The 16,648-nt window shown below is 60.7% G+C and carries 25 protein-coding genes and 2 tRNA genes; 5 read left to right on the forward strand and 22 right to left on the reverse strand.

The features are described 5' to 3' along the window. Positions 1-2: 2 nt before the first annotated feature. The 7 genes from Tal182_RS14855 to Tal182_RS14880 form a co-directional block, all read right to left on the reverse strand. On the reverse strand, positions 3-209 hold the full coding sequence (locus Tal182_RS14855; protein ID WP_085859917.1) for a hypothetical protein: 207 nt from the start codon (positions 207-209) through the stop codon (positions 3-5). Then, a complete protein-coding gene (locus Tal182_RS14860) occupies positions 202-2,115 on the reverse strand; it encodes a minor capsid protein (RefSeq protein WP_085859918.1) in 1,914 nt (637 codons plus the stop codon). Before Tal182_RS14860 ends, Tal182_RS14855 begins: the two co-directional genes overlap by 8 nt. Beyond that, on the reverse strand, positions 2,099-3,529 hold the full coding sequence (locus Tal182_RS14865) for a DUF4055 domain-containing protein (RefSeq protein WP_085859919.1): 1,431 nt from the start codon (positions 3,527-3,529) through the stop codon (positions 2,099-2,101). Before Tal182_RS14865 ends, Tal182_RS14860 begins: the two co-directional genes overlap by 17 nt. After that, a complete protein-coding gene (locus tag Tal182_RS14870; protein ID WP_085859920.1) occupies positions 3,526-5,172 on the reverse strand; it encodes a hypothetical protein in 1,647 nt (548 codons plus the stop codon). Before Tal182_RS14870 ends, Tal182_RS14865 begins: the two co-directional genes overlap by 4 nt. Next, the gene (locus tag Tal182_RS32770) at positions 5,111-5,554 is read right to left on the reverse strand and encodes a hypothetical protein (RefSeq protein ID WP_085859921.1); all 444 of its coding nucleotides are present in this window, start codon (positions 5,552-5,554) and stop codon (positions 5,111-5,113) included. Before Tal182_RS32770 ends, Tal182_RS14870 begins: the two co-directional genes overlap by 62 nt. Positions 5,555-5,687: 133 nt before the next feature. Further along, positions 5,688-5,825 (reverse strand): hypothetical protein, encoded by a 138-nt coding sequence (locus Tal182_RS32280; RefSeq protein WP_164517794.1) that lies wholly within the window; start codon positions 5,823-5,825, stop codon positions 5,688-5,690. Further along, entirely contained in the window at positions 5,825-6,067 is a 243-nt protein-coding gene (locus Tal182_RS14880) for a hypothetical protein (RefSeq protein ID WP_085859922.1), read from the reverse strand. Before Tal182_RS14880 ends, Tal182_RS32280 begins: the two co-directional genes overlap by 1 nt. A gap of 152 nt (positions 6,068-6,219) precedes the next feature. On the opposite strand from Tal182_RS14880, the gene Tal182_RS14885 reads away from it, so the two are divergent. Next, a complete protein-coding gene (locus Tal182_RS14885; protein ID WP_085859923.1) occupies positions 6,220-6,504 on the forward strand; it encodes a hypothetical protein in 285 nt (94 codons plus the stop codon). A gap of 38 nt (positions 6,505-6,542) precedes the next feature. Here Tal182_RS14885 and Tal182_RS14890 read toward each other — a convergent pair. Continuing rightward, positions 6,543-6,617 (reverse strand) — tRNA-Met (locus Tal182_RS14890). 64 nt (positions 6,618-6,681) lie between these two features. Between Tal182_RS14890 and Tal182_RS14895 the strand changes: the two genes are divergently transcribed. Beyond that, entirely contained in the window at positions 6,682-6,867 is a 186-nt protein-coding gene (locus tag Tal182_RS14895; protein ID WP_085859924.1) for a DUF3606 domain-containing protein, read from the forward strand. Positions 6,868-6,964: 97 nt separating this feature from the next. On the opposite strand, the gene Tal182_RS32285 is transcribed toward Tal182_RS14895, so the two are convergent. From Tal182_RS32285 to Tal182_RS14945, 11 genes are all read right to left on the reverse strand, one after another. Further along, positions 6,965-7,039 (reverse strand) — tRNA-Met (locus Tal182_RS32285). A gap of 4 nt (positions 7,040-7,043) precedes the next feature. After that, positions 7,044-7,688 (reverse strand): DUF6362 family protein, encoded by a 645-nt coding sequence (locus tag Tal182_RS14900; protein ID WP_085859925.1) that lies wholly within the window; start codon positions 7,686-7,688, stop codon positions 7,044-7,046. Then, positions 7,685-8,137 carry a hypothetical protein gene (locus Tal182_RS14905; RefSeq protein WP_085859926.1) on the reverse strand — a complete coding sequence of 151 codons (453 nt, stop codon included), beginning with the start codon at positions 8,135-8,137 and terminating at the stop codon, positions 7,685-7,687. Before Tal182_RS14905 ends, Tal182_RS14900 begins: the two co-directional genes overlap by 4 nt. Continuing rightward, positions 8,134-8,364 (reverse strand): hypothetical protein, encoded by a 231-nt coding sequence (locus tag Tal182_RS14910; RefSeq protein WP_085859927.1) that lies wholly within the window; start codon positions 8,362-8,364, stop codon positions 8,134-8,136. The genes Tal182_RS14905 and Tal182_RS14910 overlap by 4 nt, the downstream gene beginning before the upstream one ends. Next, on the reverse strand, positions 8,361-8,915 hold the full coding sequence (locus tag Tal182_RS14915; RefSeq protein ID WP_085859928.1) for a DUF1643 domain-containing protein: 555 nt from the start codon (positions 8,913-8,915) through the stop codon (positions 8,361-8,363). The genes Tal182_RS14910 and Tal182_RS14915 overlap by 4 nt, the downstream gene beginning before the upstream one ends. Continuing rightward, entirely contained in the window at positions 8,912-9,124 is a 213-nt protein-coding gene (locus tag Tal182_RS14920) for a LuxR C-terminal-related transcriptional regulator (RefSeq protein WP_085859929.1), read from the reverse strand. Before Tal182_RS14920 ends, Tal182_RS14915 begins: the two co-directional genes overlap by 4 nt. Beyond that, positions 9,121-9,459 (reverse strand): GcrA family cell cycle regulator, encoded by a 339-nt coding sequence (locus Tal182_RS14925; RefSeq protein WP_085859930.1) that lies wholly within the window; start codon positions 9,457-9,459, stop codon positions 9,121-9,123. The genes Tal182_RS14920 and Tal182_RS14925 overlap by 4 nt, the downstream gene beginning before the upstream one ends. Then, a complete protein-coding gene (locus Tal182_RS14930) occupies positions 9,456-9,920 on the reverse strand; it encodes a helix-turn-helix domain-containing protein (protein WP_085859931.1) in 465 nt (154 codons plus the stop codon). The genes Tal182_RS14925 and Tal182_RS14930 overlap by 4 nt, the downstream gene beginning before the upstream one ends. Continuing rightward, positions 9,917-10,225 (reverse strand): hypothetical protein, encoded by a 309-nt coding sequence (locus Tal182_RS14935; protein ID WP_085859932.1) that lies wholly within the window; start codon positions 10,223-10,225, stop codon positions 9,917-9,919. Before Tal182_RS14935 ends, Tal182_RS14930 begins: the two co-directional genes overlap by 4 nt. After that, positions 10,222-12,168: a DNA cytosine methyltransferase gene (locus Tal182_RS14940; protein WP_085859933.1), complete on the reverse strand. Its 1,947-nt coding sequence runs from the start codon at positions 12,166-12,168 to the stop codon at positions 10,222-10,224. The genes Tal182_RS14935 and Tal182_RS14940 overlap by 4 nt, the downstream gene beginning before the upstream one ends. Continuing rightward, positions 12,168-13,583, reverse strand: coding sequence for a DnaB-like helicase C-terminal domain-containing protein (locus Tal182_RS14945; protein ID WP_164517795.1), 1,416 nt, complete (start codon positions 13,581-13,583; stop codon positions 12,168-12,170). Before Tal182_RS14945 ends, Tal182_RS14940 begins: the two co-directional genes overlap by 1 nt. 167 nt (positions 13,584-13,750) lie before the next feature. On the opposite strand from Tal182_RS14945, the gene Tal182_RS14950 reads away from it, so the two are divergent. From Tal182_RS14950 to Tal182_RS14960, 3 genes are all read left to right on the forward strand, one after another. Beyond that, on the forward strand, positions 13,751-14,050 hold the full coding sequence (locus tag Tal182_RS14950; RefSeq protein WP_085860950.1) for a DUF982 domain-containing protein: 300 nt from the start codon (positions 13,751-13,753) through the stop codon (positions 14,048-14,050). A 192-nt stretch (positions 14,051-14,242) separates the two neighbouring features. Then, positions 14,243-14,485, forward strand: coding sequence for a DUF982 domain-containing protein (locus Tal182_RS14955; RefSeq protein WP_085859935.1), 243 nt, complete (start codon positions 14,243-14,245; stop codon positions 14,483-14,485). Positions 14,486-14,625: 140 nt separating this feature from the next. Then, positions 14,626-14,889, forward strand: a complete 264-nt coding sequence (locus Tal182_RS14960) for a DUF982 domain-containing protein (RefSeq protein WP_085860951.1) — start codon at positions 14,626-14,628, stop codon at positions 14,887-14,889. Positions 14,890-14,903: 14 nt separating this feature from the next. On the opposite strand, the gene Tal182_RS14965 is transcribed toward Tal182_RS14960, so the two are convergent. From Tal182_RS14965 to Tal182_RS14975, 3 genes are all read right to left on the reverse strand, one after another. Beyond that, a complete protein-coding gene (locus Tal182_RS14965; RefSeq protein WP_125461486.1) occupies positions 14,904-15,509 on the reverse strand; it encodes a hypothetical protein in 606 nt (201 codons plus the stop codon). A 92-nt stretch (positions 15,510-15,601) separates the two neighbouring features. Next, the gene (locus tag Tal182_RS14970; protein ID WP_085859937.1) at positions 15,602-16,153 is read right to left on the reverse strand and encodes a hypothetical protein; all 552 of its coding nucleotides are present in this window, start codon (positions 16,151-16,153) and stop codon (positions 15,602-15,604) included. A 5-nt stretch (positions 16,154-16,158) separates the two neighbouring features. After that, the gene (locus tag Tal182_RS14975; RefSeq protein ID WP_085859938.1) at positions 16,159-16,602 is read right to left on the reverse strand and encodes a hypothetical protein; all 444 of its coding nucleotides are present in this window, start codon (positions 16,600-16,602) and stop codon (positions 16,159-16,161) included. Between the last annotated feature and the right edge of the window lie 46 nt (positions 16,603-16,648).

Raw genomic sequence — 16,648 nt, forward strand, 5'->3', positions numbered from 1 at the left:
CGTCAGGAGAAGGCTCCAGGCGGGGTGGTCATCTCCACCGCCTTGATTTGCCGATCAGACAGCGGCGTCCCGTTCTCCCAGGAGCCGCGAAGCATCACCAGATGGAAATAGACTTCCGTCGTGTCGCCGATCTGCTTGATTGGACGATCCGGATAGAGCTCGTTGTAACGCCGACGAGCGGCTTCGACCTCGGCTGAAGGATCAGCCATTTGCCACCTCATCAATTATGGCGCGGAAGGCTCTTGCCGTCCGCGGACCCATCTGCTCAATCATATATGCCCAGAGGGCGTGCTTTTCCAGAACATTTGCCATGAAGGCATTGGCGAAGGCTTCCGCCGCGTGCGCCGCAGTCACCTGGCCGCCCCTGCCATCGTCGCGATATGACGGGAACTTGCTGTAATATAGCTTGCTGTGACCGTAGCCGCGACCGAGATCGGTAACCGATCCGAGAAAGTCCCTCATGTTGCCGAGAGCGTACATGTCGAGCAGAAGGTCGTCGGTAACCCTGTAGCCAATCTCCTGGTGCCGGCGCAGCAGCTCGCGCTTGATCGTGTCCATCGCCCGATCGAAGTCGCCGGTCGTCATCAGCCTGGCGAACTCGGAAACGGCGTCATCATTGCCGCCCATCAAGTCGCGCAGATGCTCGGTTGCCTTCGCCGGCACGTCTGATGCCCTCACCTGCCACGCCATCAGCGCGCGCCGGTCTTCGGCGATGGCATCGGCCATAGCGGCGGAACGCAACGTTCGGATCGTCCGCCCGTCGGCATCGATCGCATGCCCGTATTCATGGGCGAAGGTCCCGACCCACTTCGCGCTGTTCTCAGCCGTCCGCCAGTCAGCCGGGATCGACATCGAATGATCGTCGAACCGGTAGAAGCCGCCGGTGTCGGTGTCGTTCAGCTTGACCGGCGTGGTCTTTTCGAAGGCCTTAACATAGCGCTCGTCGAGATCCTTGCCGAGCTTGGCGGCATAGATGCGCTCGAACTCGTTGCGCCCCTCGATTGCGGTCTTCTTCGGCGTTGGAGCCGGCTTTGCTTCAGTCTTAAGCTTGCCGCCGAATGCCTTCTCCCATGCATCGCCCTCCCGCTGGCGCAGCTGGTCGAGCGTGTATTCCTGCCCCTTGGTGTCGATGAACCGATCGAGCTCCAGACCGCCGGCCCGGAACAGCTTGGCCTTGGTCGGCCCGAGGATGTCGTCCTGCACCTCTTTCGGCTGGCGCCTGAGCCATTCGGAATAGGTGACCGAGGCCGCGACCTGGCCGTCCATCGAAGCGCGCGTGCCTTCCGGCGCCTCCTTAAGGTTGATGCCCAATTCCTTCCACGACATCAGCACCGGCGCAGTGGACGATCGGCAGTTGAGATGCGCCGGCGGCCGAGGACCGCTGTCGAGTGGATAGACCTTGCCATCACGGCCGCGGCAGACAGCGCTGGTGCGCGCGTCCAGGGTGGACACCCAGCGGACGCCCTTGATGACGCTCGCATTCTCCTTGTAGGTCTCATTGCGGGCGATCGTCGCGGTATGATTGACCGCCGTCCGGACCGTGGCCTCCGCCCCGCGCCGCGACACCTCGAGGATGCCGTCGCGATACTGTTGCGCCCGCGTGCCCCTGATGTCCCTGACGATCTGATCCGTCGTCCGCCCTTCGACATAGCCCATGCGGATCGTGTCGCGCAGACGGCGGTAGGCGCCGGCCTCCAGATCGGCATACCAGTCCTTCAGCAGCCGGCCATCGAACGGACGCGCCATCACCGCCGCGTAAAGCTGGGCGCTCGTCGGCTTGATCAGATCCAGACGCACCGGCAGCGCCTTGCCGAGCAGATTGATCTGAAAATCCCGCTCATAGGACGACAGCGCCTTCAGTTCGTCGCTCAGCGACGACGTCGCCCGTCCATAGGCTTCGGCGATGATCGACCGGACCGAATCCAGCAGCAGCTCCAGCCGGCGCTGGGTGAAGCCCTGATCGCCGATGCCGCGCTTCACCAGTTCGTTGACGAGCCGATCGTCGACGCGGTTCAGCAGCCCGACGACCTTCTTGACCACCGACGAGGTATAGCGCAGCAGCCCGATCTGATGGCGAACCGAGGCGTCGAGGGCTTCCTCATTCGCCGTCGGCATTGTCGTCCTCTGCCGGCGGCTTGATCAGGCCGAGCGATTCCGCGTCGCCTTCAATACGCTCGGCCTCTTCCTCGGGATCGATGTCGCCCATCAGCACACCGCGGCGGATCAGCTCCTTGATGAAGGTCTCGCGGCTGATCTGGCCGGCATTGACCGCGGCGAGCAGCGTCGTCAGGTCGGTCGCATCGCGAAGGGTGATGCCGAAGTCGGTGTTGACGGTGATCGAGCCGCCCTTGTCCTTGCCCAGCCCCTCATATTCGGCCATGTAGCCGAAGGCCTGCTCGAGCGCATCCTTGAGGTTGTCGGCCATCATCGCGAGCGGCGAATTCATCTTCGCCTGGTCGATCGCCTCCCCGGTTGCCGTCTGCGATCCAGGCTTCGGGGTCAGCAGCTCGAGGCCCTGGGTCTGCATCTGGAATTCGAGATCATCGAGATCGTTGCTGCCGGCCTCGATCGCCTTCCCGGAATGCTCGACATACTTCATGTCGGCGTTTTCAGACGTCGTCCGGGTGAAGCTGTTCGCACCGACGACGAGCCTGTCCTCTTCGCCAAAGCCCTTGGCGAACAGCATCGGGACGCGGGCGACATGCAGGATGTTGCGCTGGTCGCTCGATGACTGCCAGTGCGCCAGGTTGAGATAGGCGAGATCGGACAGCGGCGGCTCGCCCATCATGAAGCCGGTGCGGTTGGCGTAGAACGGAACGAGGGTGATGTCCTTGAGGCTGGTCATGCCGGACTCGGTCAGGACCCACTCTTCCTTGCCGTCGACCTTCTGCTGGCGATAGACGCGGAACATGACACCGAGCTCGTCCCGATCGAAGACGCGGACCTGTTGAACCTCGATCTGCCCGAACTCGTCATCAGGGTCGTCTTCCACCGCCGTCTCCAGGATGCGAACCTGGGTCAGGACGTGGTGACCGGCGATCACCTTCGACTTGAAGCCGATCAGCGAACAGGCCTCGATCAGCACCAGATAGGGCCGGCGGCCGCTGTCGATATCATCCTTGCGGGTGGCGCCTTCCTGCGCCGGCGGCATCTCGACGAGGATATAGGAGATCCCGTCATTCATCCCGGCTTCGAAGACCGCATAGGCGAAGTTGTTGAGCCCCTGCCCGGTCAGGTCGATGTTCTCGGCATAGGTCTTCAGCTTGGCCGGGACATCCTCGCCCATCTGCACCGGCTTGGTGAAAACCTTGCCGGACATGTCCCTGACGGTTTTGCGATAGCCGTTGAACAGGAAGGTGCGGTTCACCCGGTCGTTATAGGCGCCCTCGCTCTCGGCGTTCTCCTGCGGCAGATAGGTCTTGCCGGCCTTGCGCATGGCATCGGTGCCGCCCATCAGAGCCCGCGGCAACGCGCGCTTCTGCTCGGCATCCTGATAGATGTCTGTCGGCTTGGCGACGGTGTTGCTCATATCCGCAGTTCTTCCGATGTCGTGACGTGTTTTCGGGGCGGGTCGACGTTGGTCAGCATGAGAGAATCCGCATAGTCCGGGCTGTTGATCCCGCGCCGCTTCAACTCTTCCTTCTTCTCGATGACGATCTTGCCTCGGTCATTGCGCCCCCATTTGACGAGGGACAATTCCAGGCAGAGCTGATCGCTTTCCTTGTCGCCGGACGGCAGCGCCATGAGCTCGTCGACAGGGTGCTCTTTGCCACCCTTGCCTTCGAGGAACAGCACGTGCTCGTGCGTCCGCTGCAGGGCCGTACGGGCAAGCCACCAGACCTCGGCCTTCAGGTTGCCGAACATCTCTTCCGATGTCCGACCGTCCGGCCATTTGCGTTGCGTTGGCGGCAAGCCGGTGTTGACCGGCACCACTCGCAATCCCGTTTTCGGGTTCTTCATCAGCGTCGACGAGACGCCGGCACCAACGCCAGGCGCATCGAAGTTCAGGGTGGACGCGGCCGCCTCGGAGGCAATAGCCAATCCCCAATGCGCCGTTTCGGTCGTGTCCGGATCCCGGCGGGACTTCGGAGGGTCGACGACAGGACCGCGCCGAGCAATCGCCACCGACTTCGCCTTGCCGGCGCCGACGTCGAGCCCGACAACAGCGACGGCGGACGCCTTCAGGCGAGGCTCCAGAGCCTTCAGCCGCTTGGCGCTCTCCACCCATATGGCGGGGATGCAAATGCCCTCCACCGAGGCGCTGTAGTCGATATCGTACTCGCTCGCCCACGTCGTCGGGTCGGAGAAGCTGGCTTCCTTGTTGGCGGCCCATTCCTCGGTCTTGCGCGGATCGTCGCGCCAGTGCAGCCGCATGATCTGGTGCGGCTTCATGATCGAGTGGCGCTTGCGGGCGAAGAGATTGCCCATCCCGTTGACCGACGAGACCCAGATCACGCAATCGGTGTTGCCCGACAGCGCCTTCTCGACCGTCTCGGCGTTCGGGACGAATGCCGCCTCGTCGACGACATACATCGAGGATCGACCACCGCGGCCCATGTCCTCCCCACCCTCGCCCGAGATGACCGAGCCGGTCTCCGGGTTGGAGATGCGCATGTAATTGTCGTGCTGCGACCAGTTGAAGCCATCCGGCATCATCTCCGGCGGCAGCCGGCGCATCATGATCCGGATCTTGGCGAAGATGCTGTCCGGGTTGTCCTTCTTGTCGACGTAATCGACCTTGCGGGAGCCGAACGTCGCTTTGAAGCCAGGATTGAACAGCCATTGATGCAGCGCCACACCAGCGGTCAGATAGGTGGCGCCGGTGTCACGGCTCTTTTCGATCAGCCCTTCTTCGGCGGCATTCACCCGCTCGAGCAGCCACAACACGACCTCGCGCTGCTTTGGCCAGAGCTTGAATTGAACGTAGGCGCCGCCTGGCTTGCCTACCAGGCGAGGGTCGTAGGTCCAGACCCACTTATTGAACCAGTAGACGATATCGCGGGCGCAGCGCTCTTTCTCTGCCTGCCAGCCGCCGGCCTCGGCCTCGACCCGTTCCCGCTGCTCGCGCTCTGCCTGCTTCTTCCGTTTCGCTTCGAAGAGAGCGAGATACTCACGCTTCTGCCCCAGGCTCATCTTCGCCAGCACCAGCTGCGAGGGCTGCAATGCGAGCATCGATTTCCTCTTCAGTCAGGTTGGCGTATTCGATCGGTCCACCATTCGGACCGGAGTGCTCGCGCTTCACAGGGGCATAACTGCCCTGCATCTTGTTGGCCTCTGCGATTGCAGCGATGGCCGTACGGCGATCATCCTTGGCGGAGGCATCGAAGATCATCTTCAATGCCGCGAGCCTGTCAGCGGCGCTCCATTCGGCTTTCTCGGCCACTCTGGATGTGATCTCTTCGACGCGCTTAGAAATGTTTTGATTTGCTTTAAGCGTGGAAGCATTGCCGCGGTTCGGCTTGAACCCTGCCCCGACATACGCCTCGTCGGCCGTCATGCCCTTGGCGAGCGCCTGGGCGAACTTCTCATGCCGTGCATTCTTCAGGACTGGCATCACATCCTCGAAAGGTTCGCCTTGCCTTGCTTCAGCCGTCGAATGAATAACCGGGGCCGGCTTGGTTCCGAGCCGCGAGCAAGGCCATTGAAACGCGGGCGGGCGCGTTCTAAGGAGTGCCCCGTAGACTGGTTTAGAACTTGACGCCGGCCGACTTCAGCACGGCCTCGGCGGTCTTGATGACCTTGCCCCATTGCTTTTCTGTGGTCGGCTTGGTTTTGGTGACGGCATCGAGCTTGCGCTTGGCCTCTGCGGCTGTGGTCTTCGCCATCAGCATTTCCCTTCGATGATCCGGTATCCGGCGAGCTTGAGCTTTCCGTTTTCGCCCATGACCCAGAAGTCGATCCGCATCGGCTGTCGGCACTTCGGCGGTGCCGGGATCTGCTTTTCAGCCGTCGGCAGCGGGCCTTCCGGCTTCACCTGTTCCTGTTTGGCCTGAGCCATCGAAAGGAACGAGATAAGGACAAGAGCGCCGAGGGTGAGGATGACGAGGACTGCGAGCGCACGGATCATGGCGAACCTCCTGTGGAGAAGTCGAACAATGTGAAAAAAGCATTCGTCGCTCGCGCGATTTTAGCGATTTCAGGTTGCGCGACCACTTCCAAGACTCAATCAGATGTGGCCTGCTGGTAGGTGACAATTCATCAACAGCTGGGAGCTAATCGATGACTGAACAGATCAAGGTAAACGGCCAGTTCGAACTTCCGGTCCCTACCGGCGACATTCTGCGCGCGGTGATCGTTGACGTCGATATTGAGCCGCCAAACGGCAGCGTCCTGATTTACGGGATGACGTCACCATCCGAGATGACCCCGATACAGATCGACGGATCGCAAAAGGATATCAAGCTGCCGTTCATCAATGGCAACATCGCAATTACCCACCTGGGCAAAGTCACCAAGTGCTCGGTCATCACGAAAGGGTTCGTGGATAACGTGCGTCGCCTCTAAGGAAAAGCCCGCCGTGGCGAACCGGCGGGCTGTGATGATTGCGGAGGGAGGATTCGAACCTCCGGCCTCCAGCTTATGAGGCTGGCGAGCTACCGAGCTGCTCTACTCCGACAGACGGAACTTGGAACATTCTTCAGGCGTTTGCAGTTCGGTTCGCCACGAAACCGGGAGGTATCCATGGCAGACGACAAGAAGAACGTTGGACGCGATCGCAGCCGCGTTGCCGCCGGGCAGTCCTACGAACTCAACTACTTCAAGCGTAAGCACGGCCTCACTGAGGACCAGGCCCGCAAGATCATCAAGGAAGCAGGCAATTCGCGAGAGAAGGCGAACGAGCTGGCCGAGCAAGTCAAGAAGGACTAAAGCGCTGGATGGGTAGCGGTTTGCGGCGAAAGCCTCCCGCACTTCCCATACCTGCGGAGCGCTCCACTCCATGATTGCCCGCATGGAGACGGGATATTGGTTGCAGGCTCCGGAGTTGAACCGGATATTTCGCGGTTATGAGCCGCACGGCTTACCGTTTGCCCTGCCTGCGTGATCTATGCTGCCTCTAACTGGAGCTTTGCCCGTCGTCGCGCTTCACGTTCGCGCCGGCGGTTGGCTTCCTCGAGGCGTTTATTGAGGGCGGCCAACTCTGGACTTTCGAGATCCAGTATCGGCCTTGCATCCGATGCCATCCAGTGCGGAGCGCTTCGCTCGCATTTCTTCGACGTTACATCGGATTGATCGCTTTCTCCCTCATTTTCGGACAAGCCGCAATCCTCACTGTTCAACCGAACAAGCACAACACGGTTGAGATTGTTCGCAATAGTTTGACAATGAAGTTGGATTTGCCGCCGCAACATTCGGTCGTTCATGTCGTTTTCGGCCGCGAAAGCAGATATTTTCATCCCTTTCCTCACCTTAATCCACGACCAGGCATACACAAGCTTCCGGGCGGTTTCGTCAAGCATCGAGTTGATCCAGCCGAAGACTTCCTCCATTCGCGCCAGATCTGCCGCCGACGCGCTCTCTCCGTAGCGCGATGCATCGAAGCCATACGCCTCGTCATAGCGCCTGACGACCTCCGGCATGGCGCTCCCGTATTGTTTCGGGCCGCGGTATGCCGGCACTAACCGGAGCGTATCGGCCATCTCGATGATCCGCGTCTCGACAGCTTTCCATGTCCATGCCTCATAGTTCATGCCGCTTCTCCAATCATGTCCAGAAGGTCGCCCTGCAGGGGCTGGAAAAATTTGATGCCGATCAACACGCGGAGAACATGAGTTGTCGGGATTCCGCAGTTCATCGCCTTGGCCTTGCGCCGGAGGCTGCCGAGGTCGATCGAATTGAAGTCGTCGACAAGAGAGGGCGAGCGAAGCAGCGCCGGGTTGCGCGCCAGCAGAGAGGAGACCGCTTTCAGCATGTCGGCATAGAGCTCGGCCGCATTCGCCTTGTTGCCGGTCATCAGCATGAAAACGAGCTTCAGGTGATCCTCGCCATGATCGGCGCCGATCTCGCGCACCGTCGGCTTGCAGTAGCATTCGAACGGCTTGCGGCTCGTCGGGCTGTGCAAATGACCGTCGAAGAGCTTCACGCCGCATTGGCGAGCCACGCGATAAATGTCACAGCGATTGGCCGCGGATCCGTTCATACGCCACCCCGCATCATGCTTTTGTGCGCCCGGTCGACGGCCGCCTGGATGACTGCCAGGCCGCAGTGATCGTATTTCCCCACGAGGTCGTCCAGCTGCATCAGCCTGGCGTGCAGCTCTTTCCTGTCGGCCGGCATTGCGGTCTTGCTGCCGTGGACGAAGCGCGCTGCCCGTTCCCACCTGTCTCGGGCGGAGTCGATCTGGTCGGCGATCTCTTCGTCTGTCATGCCGCCCTCCACAGGATAGCTTTTTGATCGGCCGGGATGCGGTGCTTTCCACGGGCCATGGGGTGCTTCGGCGCTCCGCTATCGGTCTTTCCCCAGCACCAGAGATCAGGGTAAGGCGCGTCGCCGGATTGGATCTCCTCGACGACATGATCAATCCAAAGAGCATCCCAGGCGATCGCGCCCCAGCAGACGAAGACCTGCGCTGCTGCCTTTGCTTTTTCAATGACGTGCGGAAGGTTCACGAAGTGCAAATCGTCGCGCACATCCCATGCGCCACCTTCGATCGTCGCTACGATGCGCCGGCACTCGGCTGGGCTCGACGTGCAGAAGGGATAGAGGTTCACCGCGTCGTAGCCGCCGAAGCCGGCCGTATAGAACCATTTATTCCACCAGATGGACGTCGGGTCGTCTTTCATGGCGTCAGCGGTGGACGGGTTGCAGCCGATCACGCAGGCGCGCGGGCCATCGTTCCACCGTCGGCTCAGGGTAAGCCGATTCTTGCCGTGGAATTCGGCGTCATAGATCGGGCCGTTGCCGAAGAGATCGATCATGTCACCAGCCCGTTCCGGAAGGCGAACGCGACCAGCGCCGTGTCCTTGTAGATGTCGAGCTTCCGCATGAGCGCGAGCTTGTGGCTATTTATGGTATGAGGAGAGCGGTCAAGGACGATCCCGATCTCTCCTGCCGTCTTGCCGTCGCAGATGAGCTGCAGAACTTCTTTTTCGCGAGGGGTGATGTGGATGCTCTGGGACGCCGTCATTGAGTGATCTCCTCCCCAACTGGAATCTGCAGCATGATCGGCGCCGGCCCGTCTATGGTCGGGACACGCGGCATGGTCACCGAAGCGCCTGAGAAGGTGACCCGCGTTACGCGATCGGGATGAAAGGCCCGCTTGTGCGGCGCGGCGTCGGCGTATCCCATTGGGTGACGAGACGCCTGCCTTGCCGGGAACCTCTCCCGGTGCCGAAACGCCATGTTGATGACGGTGTTCTTCTTCGACCCGACGATCTCGGCTATGGCTCTTGCCGACAGCCCTTCATTCCAAAGCTTCTCCGCCTTGGCGATGCGTTCTTCTGTCCAGAATAGGTCCGTCATGGAAGCAGCCCCCTCGCCTTCAGTCCTGCGATCGCTCGGACAGCATAGAGGCATGTCGTGTGATCCCGCCCGAACAACCTGCCAAGTTCAGGGTAACTGATGTCAGGCTTAACGATCGTCTTAAGCTCCCACATGATGAGCTGTCGGTGGTCGACGAGTGGATGTGTCCGACGCGGGCCACACAGATCCTTCATAGTGATGCCGAGTTCTTTGCAGCGCCGGCGCATGTAATCTTTGGTTGGGTGCATATTACGCTTCCGCCACTCGGCCATGTGGGCGTCGAACTGCATATCGCCCCATTGCCACATAGGAAGCCATCGAGGAGTTCTCTTGACCGCCGTGGCGACAGACGATGGAGCCGGCTTCTTCCGCACTGGCGGCCTCAACAGCCGCTGCCTGATGATATGCGCCTGCCGGATGTTCTCTGCTGCGGAGGAGTATTGTCTGACGGTGGTGATCATGCCGCCGCTCCCTTGGTCTCAACCTCGACTGTTTTCCCGCCCCCGCGGAACAACTTCCGATCGGCAGCGGCAAACTTCGCCTCCTTCACGCTGCCGCCGGCGATCTCACCGGAGCAGACCAGGTTGCCGTTGAGGTATGCGAGGACATGGTGAAGCGCGGCCTTGGTGGCGGCGAGCTCGTCGGGGAATACCTGCGGCCGATCGCCCTCTGCCATCAGCGGCTTCGGTTTTGCATCCCGAGCAAAGCGCATCATGCAGCGGAAGCCGCCGGGAACTGGTTGGGAGTAGGCGCTAAAGCGGTTCATTCTGCTGCCTCCAGATACTCAGCTTCTGGCTTTGCTTTCGGCTTCGGGGCTGCGTCCGCCATGATGGCGCCGACGCACGCTTTCATTTTCGCCACCGACACAGCATTGCCGATCTGCTTGATCTGCTCGGTCTTGGTGCCGGCGAACTCGTAGGTCGCTTCTTCGGTGTTGAAGCCCATTGCTGCCGCTAGTTCGTGCGGCTCGAGCATGCGAAAGAGGATGTCGAACTCAGGCCCGGGCTCGACCAGGTTCACATGCCCCGTGGCCGTGATTGCCGGCGCCGGCTGCTCAATGTCATGTACCCGAGGTGACTGCCCTGCCCGCTCACCGAATTGAGCGGCGATGAAGGCTAGTTCCCCCCGGTTCGCCGTCGTCAGGGTTGGAAGCGGATCGCTGTCGACATTGCGCGCGCGATTGCTGCCGTCGGAATGGGTGATAGGAACCACCATTCCAAATCGGCCCTTGCTGGTGATCGTCGGCAAGGTCTCGTCGACGCTGTTGCAGGTCTCGCCAGAGCCGGATCCGTAGTAGGGAGAAATGAGCGCGTGCGCGCCGCCGGTGGGCGCCGTGGGGATCGGGTCGGACACGCCACGCGGTGATCCGCCGGAAGCTTGCGAGAGGACGAACGGCTCGATCAGCATTGGCCGAGCGCAGCCCGGCCGTTCGTTGTTCGCCGCTCCGCCGGTTGTTATGGTCGGAAGAGGGTCATCAGCCGATCGCGCCGCGCCGCTATTGTGCTGTGATAGAACCATCGCCTCCGCCAGCCAGACGCCACCCTTCGTGTCGAGCGTCGGGATGAGGCCTTCCGAAACTCCTTCGGCCTTGTTGCCCTTACGCCCGTTCATGATGATCGGCTCTGCCACAGCGATATGGCTTGCAGCCGACGTCATGGTCGGCAACGGCGCGGCGGCGCTGCCTGGCGATGTCGCCTTCTTCATGTTGACGATGACGGGCTCGGCAATGGCCATCTGGCTGCCGCCGGCGGTGATCGTGGGCAATGGCTGCTCGACGCCCCGAGGGCGCGGCCCTGCCCCTTCCTTGCCATGTCTGGGCGATACAATCACCGGCTCGGCGATCCCAATATGCATTCCGTTGGCGGCGATGGTCGGCAAAGGCTGGTCGACGCCCTGGGCGGCCATGTGGTTGCGAAGAATGACGAGATACGGCTCTGGCCAGCCGAATTTGACGGCGCCGGCATAGATGCGCGCCAGCGTCTTCGGAGCGAGCGGCTTCTTGCGATTGAAGATCGACCGGCCCTTTATCTTCCAGTCAATGATCTCGCGCGCAGGCCGCCAAGGCTTTGCCGCAGAGAACAGGTCGGCATTCACCTCATCCCGCTTCTTGTGCGTCGGCATCGGCCAATGGATCTTGCGACCGTCGGACCGGCCCATGAGGATGAAGCGCTGACGAGTAGTCGCGTCGCCGTAGTCGGCTGCGTTCAGCTTGCGCCATTCCAGTTCGAACCCGAGGCGCCGCAGCGTCTCGGTCCAGGCGTGGAAGTATTCACCCTTCCTCGAAGCGATCGGCCGGCCCGTCTTCATATTGACCGGGCCCCAGCCGACGAACTCCCAGACGTTCTCGATGATGATCCGCTTCACCCGCAGCTCGGTCAGCCAGGTGATGATGTGCCACGGATCGCTTCGCTGCTGGTCGCTGGTCGGCTTTCCGCCGCGCGCGACCGAATGATGCGTGCAGGTTGGCGATGCCATGAGGAGATCGAGATAGCCTTCCGGCACCAGGATGTGCGGGCGAACCGTGGAGATGTCCTGGACGAAGTGCCGGGCCTCCGGGTGGTTCTTCTGGTGCGTCTCGATCGCCGTCGGCCAGTGGTTGACGCAGACCAGCTCCATTTCGAGGCCAAGCTCGGAAAGCGCGCGCTGCGCGCCGGTCGACGAGCCGCCGGCACCGCAGAGGAGATCAGCAACGAGCATCTTGCGCGCCATTAAAACAATTCCTTTTCACGCTCTGGAACGATGGAGACGTAGCGGGTGAAAGCAGCATCGAAATTGACGCGCTCGACGATGGTGGGATCGCCCCACCGGACCTTGATCGCCGCGATCTCGGCGATGCCTTCGATTTCGGACCCGAAGACGGTGTTGATCACCTTCCAGTCCTGTGGAGTGGCCGCGACCTTCTCCATCTCCTTCTTGTATTTTTCCGGCCGGTAGAGGGTGATCACCGCGTCATAGTCGGCTCGAGCGTTCTCGCCGCCGTAAAGGTCTTTGGCGATCGGCCGGGGATTCTGTCGCTTGCCGCTCTCCCCGTTCCTCTGGTTGAGGATGAGCACCGATGCGGCGACCTCGTCCGCAAGGGCTTTGAATTCGACGGTCACGTCACCGGAGATCCGGTCAGCCGAGAGCTTGTCGTTCTTCGGCTTCACCTTGCCGATGTGGTCGAGCACGATGAATGGCGTTTTGCCGTTGGACATCTTCTTGATGAAGCGCCGGGCGTATGCCGTCAGGCGGTCGACGCCTTCCCGCTGGCAACGGATGATTTCGAACGGCTGGCCATTGATCCAATTGGCGAACGAGACGCAGCGATCTTGCTCTGCCTGGGACATTAGCCTCATCGGCTCCCGCTGCTGCCGGCCGCTGATCTGGTGAACCTGAGAGATCATCTGACGGACGCACTGCGCTGCGGATTGGTCGTAGGAGAGGAACAGGACCGGGTGGCCCTCGCGCACAGCGTGATAGATGAGCTGCATCGTGAGGGAAGATTTCCCCTCGCCCGACGATGACAGCAGCCCATAGAGGTTTCCGGCTTCGAACACCGGCTCCGACAGAACCCGGGCGATCTCCGGCAGCGCGATCGGGACGCCGATCAATCGGTCGCGCTTGGCGGACGCCTGGAAGGCGGAAAGATATGATGCGCCGGGCGATGAGACGGACTTCGTCTCGGTGAACCTGGCCCGGAGCTCCTTCAGCCGGTTTTCCAGCTGCTCGATCTCGTCGCCGATCGTCAGGAGGCCATGCCCCTCGTTCGCGAAGTCCGTCATGTATTTGGCTTCCTGCGCGATCTGCCGGGCCATGACCTGACCCTTTATGATCTGCAGTGAAGGTTCGAACTGTGCCTTGCGGGCCGGGCTGGCGCCGATCAGGAAAAGGTTCTCGACATATTCGAACGGGGTGAAGGGCAGCTTGTCGATAACGCGGGGAAGGAACGGCTTGAGCGTTACCGGAATCGCCGACTGATGGCCGGCGGCGAGCTCGCAGATCTTGGAAAAGACGATCTGATGAAGGCCTTCGACGAAATCCGACCACTCGAGGCCGCATTCCGGCAGCAGTTCATTGGAAACGAGGATGCATGCGAGAACCGTCTTCTCGGCTTCGAAAACATCGTCCTCGGTAATGCGATCCATGAGTTTTCGAGAGAGAGCGTTCATATAACCGCTCCAGGAACTGAAAAAAGTTGCCCGGTTAAGCGAGGCCGACTCTTGAAACAAAAAAACCGAGAAAATAGATTGTCCGCCGGCGCTGGATTCCGGCGCCATCCTTGTTGATCACCAACGTTTTCAGTGAGGTAGCAATGAACTCTAACTTTAACCGCCCCGTTTATCTGAAGGAACGGGAAGGCTTGGTTCGGGAGATATTCTCTCTGGCGGACGCCATTGATTTTCTCGAAGATTGGCCTGAGCGCGACCGAGACCTCATCCACGAGGCAACCCTCAAAACCTGCTACATGGCCCATGATGGACATAAGCCGCTTGAGGTAGCTCGCGACGCCATCCGCGCGTTCGGGAATAAGAAGGGCATCTTGATGAAGCAGCCGGCGGTTCAGCCGTGGATGATCAAGACCCCGACCGGCGGTGGTCGCGTTTCTGCCTGAACGGCTCGCGTAAGTGGAGAGGCTGCGATCGCGGCCTCTCTCATCAGCCATAGCAGAGGTGATGCTGCGGCTGCTCGCACCTGGGCCTTTGGTCGCAGATGCACCCCCGACCTTGGTCCCATACCTGGAATTTACGGAACGCGTGAGGCGGCTGCGTATTTCTTCTGCGGTCAGCACGCCGGAGGAGACAAGATGAGCAGCGATCTGTGGGACAAGCCAATAGAGTTGATGATCGATCCCGATCATTTCCGAAGCGTCGGCAACTCGCGCGATGCTGTAGCGTACCTCATGAGCTCGTGGCCCACAAAAGGAGGTAAGTCCTTTTCCGCTGCTCGACGAGCCTGTCTCGGCGCGATCGACGGGAAGGTTGACAGCGCGACAGCCAAGCTCGCCTTCATTCGCGCGGCCCGGGAAGCGGGCATCCTCAGACCTTGATCGACGTTGTGTCTTCATTGGCATCATGCGGCCACCTCATCTGATCGATGAGGATCGGTGCGCCGCTGGGCAATGGTCCCCTCGCCCGGAACAGTTCTTGCACGGTTACTAATATGTTCACCGTGGAGAGGCCTGATGTCATGAAGTGGCACACACCTGGAGAATTCAGCCCGCTGATGCTCGTTGTGAACGGGCCGGAAAAATACAAGCTTGTCGCGAGCCTTTGGGAGGCGGCCCAGATGCTCACGGCTTGCTGGCCGCTCGACGACGGGGAAGAGTATCTTACAGCGGTGAAGGCTTGCCGGGATGCGATCCACGGGGACCTTCCTGCTGAGGACGCGCGGTACGCGCTTATCCGTGCCGCCGACGAAGCTGGAATTCCGGTGATCACCGTCGTTCACTGAGTTGCGGAGCCCGATCATGCTAAGGCCCTCTCGTTCCGCTGCTTGCGCAGCGCCATGAGCGGCTCCTGGTACCGGCCGGCGTGAACCTTCATGTCCCGCACGCCCCAGCAGATCGCCAGAGCGCACGCCTCGGCGGCGTTATGGGCAAGCGTCTTCTGCGTAGGGAGCTTGATGCCGATGCGCTCGCATTCGGAAACGGCCGCCGACTTCCAATCCTTCTTGCCCTTGTTATCGAGCGCCGGCTTGAAGTTCTGGCCGTAGAAGCTCTTGCGCCATGTGCCGGGCGGGAGCGTGCCATAGGGAATGCCGAAATTCGCGATGGTCGAGACGATCGCGGTTGTCGCGATCCATGGATAGAGCATAGCGTCGGCGCTGGTATTGCCGATCTTGGCGAGCGACTGCTCCTCGAGCACCACCCAATCGGGCTTGCCGTGCTCGCGGATGAGCGCCGCAACCTTCAGGCCGATCTGGTCTCCGGTGTAATAGTGGTCGGCCTTGTCGGGCATCTGGAACACGCCGCATCTGACGTGGGAGAAGTTCCGGTCCTGCTTCTGCTGATCCGGATCGAAGATTGCCCAGCCAGTCGATTTTGACGGGTCGAAGCCCCAGATGATCGTCATGCGCGCCTCATGGGAGAGAAAGAAATTTCCGGTCATTCGCGACCGGAGAGTTGGGCGGCTCAAGGCTGGGAGGTGCCGAGCCGCCTGGAGGTTCAGTGCTTCACGACTGAGAACGGGTCGAAGCCGCTCGCTGGCGGTTCTTCGCGCGTCGTTTCCGCCTGGATCTGCTTGAGGATGTCCGGCAAGTCGGTTTCGTATTCCTTCTTGCCGGCGTCATAGGATTCCAGGAACATCTTGTCGTCGACGCTTCCGGCATCATAACCGGAGACGCGATCGAGACCGAGGAGGCCAGCCTTGTATCCCTTGGCGCGGATCATGCCTTCCTTGTCGACGCGGTCGACCTTGGCGAGGAGATCGCCCTTCGTGGACGGGATGAGGCCGAGCCATTCGAGGTTTTCACGATCAGATTTCAGCCGGTCGACCGGCTTCTGATCGTCCTCGCCGAAATGAGCCTTCAGGTAATGGTCGAACTTCTGCCCGGTGAAGGTAGGATCCGCCGCCTTGGCAACCTTTCGATTGGCCGATTTCTTCGCAGTCGCTTCCCGCCGCTCGGTTTCGGCCGCGAGCTCGTTGCGGAAATAGTAAGCGAACAGCTTCTGCCGTTTGTCGTTGATCGCCTTCGTGCCTTCACTTGCCGCTGCCATTACCGTCACCTTCCTTTTGCTTGCCTGACTCTCGTAGCCAGAGCTTCAATGTCAGTTTCCAGAGCCGCAACTTCAGCCATAAGATCCTCGCAACTATCACCCTTGCACCTCGCTCTGACGTCCTTCACCTCAGCCTGCATCACGCGGATTTTCTCATCCCAAAGGGAGATCCATCCGGCGAGGATGCCGTTGACCAGGCCCCAGCCTGGGCTTTTGATTTCACCTTGAAGAAACCTGCGGAGCTGGCGCGCGGTGAGACCGCAACGACTTGCCACCCTCTCCATTGCGTTCATCTGGTCGCCAGAGCCCCGGCTCTCGGCCTCGATCATCTTCCTTGCGAAGTGATCGGCTTCCTTGGGGCCGAACGCATCGACTGAAACTAACATCGCTTTCGACTTTCCCTGGTGGTTGATGGTTGACAAAATTCGGTCTGAGATTTCCCTGTTCATGCTCGGCTCTCCTGATATTTTTATTCATAGATCAGGAGGAACTGAC

This window comes from Rhizobium sp. TAL182, from assembly GCF_002117725.1.
GTDB lineage: Bacteria > Pseudomonadota > Alphaproteobacteria > Rhizobiales > Rhizobiaceae > Rhizobium > Rhizobium esperanzae.

Excerpts from the sequence above, each read along its gene's own strand:
- Tal182_RS14855 (WP_085859917.1), bottom strand. The coding sequence starts at position 209 with ATGGCTGATCCTTCAGCCGAGGTCGAAGCCGCTCGTCGGCGTTACAAC.
- Tal182_RS14860 (WP_085859918.1), bottom strand. The coding sequence starts at position 2,115 with ATGCCGACGGCGAATGAGGAAGCCCTCGACGCCTCGGTTCGCCATCAG.
- Tal182_RS14865 (WP_085859919.1), bottom strand. The coding sequence starts at position 3,529 with ATGAGCAACACCGTCGCCAAGCCGACAGACATCTATCAGGATGCCGAG.
- Tal182_RS14870 (WP_085859920.1), bottom strand. The coding sequence starts at position 5,172 with ATGCTCGCATTGCAGCCCTCGCAGCTGGTGCTGGCGAAGATGAGCCTG.
- Tal182_RS32770 (WP_085859921.1), bottom strand. The coding sequence starts at position 5,554 with ATGCCAGTCCTGAAGAATGCACGGCATGAGAAGTTCGCCCAGGCGCTC.
- Tal182_RS32280 (WP_164517794.1), bottom strand. The coding sequence starts at position 5,825 with ATGGCGAAGACCACAGCCGCAGAGGCCAAGCGCAAGCTCGATGCCGTC.
- Tal182_RS14880 (WP_085859922.1), bottom strand. The coding sequence starts at position 6,067 with ATGATCCGTGCGCTCGCAGTCCTCGTCATCCTCACCCTCGGCGCTCTT.
- Tal182_RS14885 (WP_085859923.1), top strand. The coding sequence starts at position 6,220 with ATGACTGAACAGATCAAGGTAAACGGCCAGTTCGAACTTCCGGTCCCT.
- Tal182_RS14895 (WP_085859924.1), top strand. The coding sequence starts at position 6,682 with ATGGCAGACGACAAGAAGAACGTTGGACGCGATCGCAGCCGCGTTGCC.
- Tal182_RS14900 (WP_085859925.1), bottom strand. The coding sequence starts at position 7,688 with ATGAACTATGAGGCATGGACATGGAAAGCTGTCGAGACGCGGATCATC.
- Tal182_RS14905 (WP_085859926.1), bottom strand. The coding sequence starts at position 8,137 with ATGAACGGATCCGCGGCCAATCGCTGTGACATTTATCGCGTGGCTCGC.
- Tal182_RS14910 (WP_085859927.1), bottom strand. The coding sequence starts at position 8,364 with ATGACAGACGAAGAGATCGCCGACCAGATCGACTCCGCCCGAGACAGG.
- Tal182_RS14915 (WP_085859928.1), bottom strand. The coding sequence starts at position 8,915 with ATGATCGATCTCTTCGGCAACGGCCCGATCTATGACGCCGAATTCCAC.
- Tal182_RS14920 (WP_085859929.1), bottom strand. The coding sequence starts at position 9,124 with ATGACGGCGTCCCAGAGCATCCACATCACCCCTCGCGAAAAAGAAGTT.
- Tal182_RS14925 (WP_085859930.1), bottom strand. The coding sequence starts at position 9,459 with ATGACGGACCTATTCTGGACAGAAGAACGCATCGCCAAGGCGGAGAAG.
- Tal182_RS14930 (WP_085859931.1), bottom strand. The coding sequence starts at position 9,920 with ATGATCACCACCGTCAGACAATACTCCTCCGCAGCAGAGAACATCCGG.
- Tal182_RS14935 (WP_085859932.1), bottom strand. The coding sequence starts at position 10,225 with ATGAACCGCTTTAGCGCCTACTCCCAACCAGTTCCCGGCGGCTTCCGC.
- Tal182_RS14940 (WP_085859933.1), bottom strand. The coding sequence starts at position 12,168 with ATGGCGCGCAAGATGCTCGTTGCTGATCTCCTCTGCGGTGCCGGCGGC.
- Tal182_RS14945 (WP_164517795.1), bottom strand. The coding sequence starts at position 13,583 with ATGGATCGCATTACCGAGGACGATGTTTTCGAAGCCGAGAAGACGGTT.
- Tal182_RS14950 (WP_085860950.1), top strand. The coding sequence starts at position 13,751 with ATGAACTCTAACTTTAACCGCCCCGTTTATCTGAAGGAACGGGAAGGC.
- Tal182_RS14955 (WP_085859935.1), top strand. The coding sequence starts at position 14,243 with ATGAGCAGCGATCTGTGGGACAAGCCAATAGAGTTGATGATCGATCCC.
- Tal182_RS14960 (WP_085860951.1), top strand. The coding sequence starts at position 14,626 with ATGAAGTGGCACACACCTGGAGAATTCAGCCCGCTGATGCTCGTTGTG.
- Tal182_RS14965 (WP_125461486.1), bottom strand. The coding sequence starts at position 15,509 with ATGACGATCATCTGGGGCTTCGACCCGTCAAAATCGACTGGCTGGGCA.
- Tal182_RS14970 (WP_085859937.1), bottom strand. The coding sequence starts at position 16,153 with ATGGCAGCGGCAAGTGAAGGCACGAAGGCGATCAACGACAAACGGCAG.
- Tal182_RS14975 (WP_085859938.1), bottom strand. The coding sequence starts at position 16,602 with ATGAACAGGGAAATCTCAGACCGAATTTTGTCAACCATCAACCACCAG.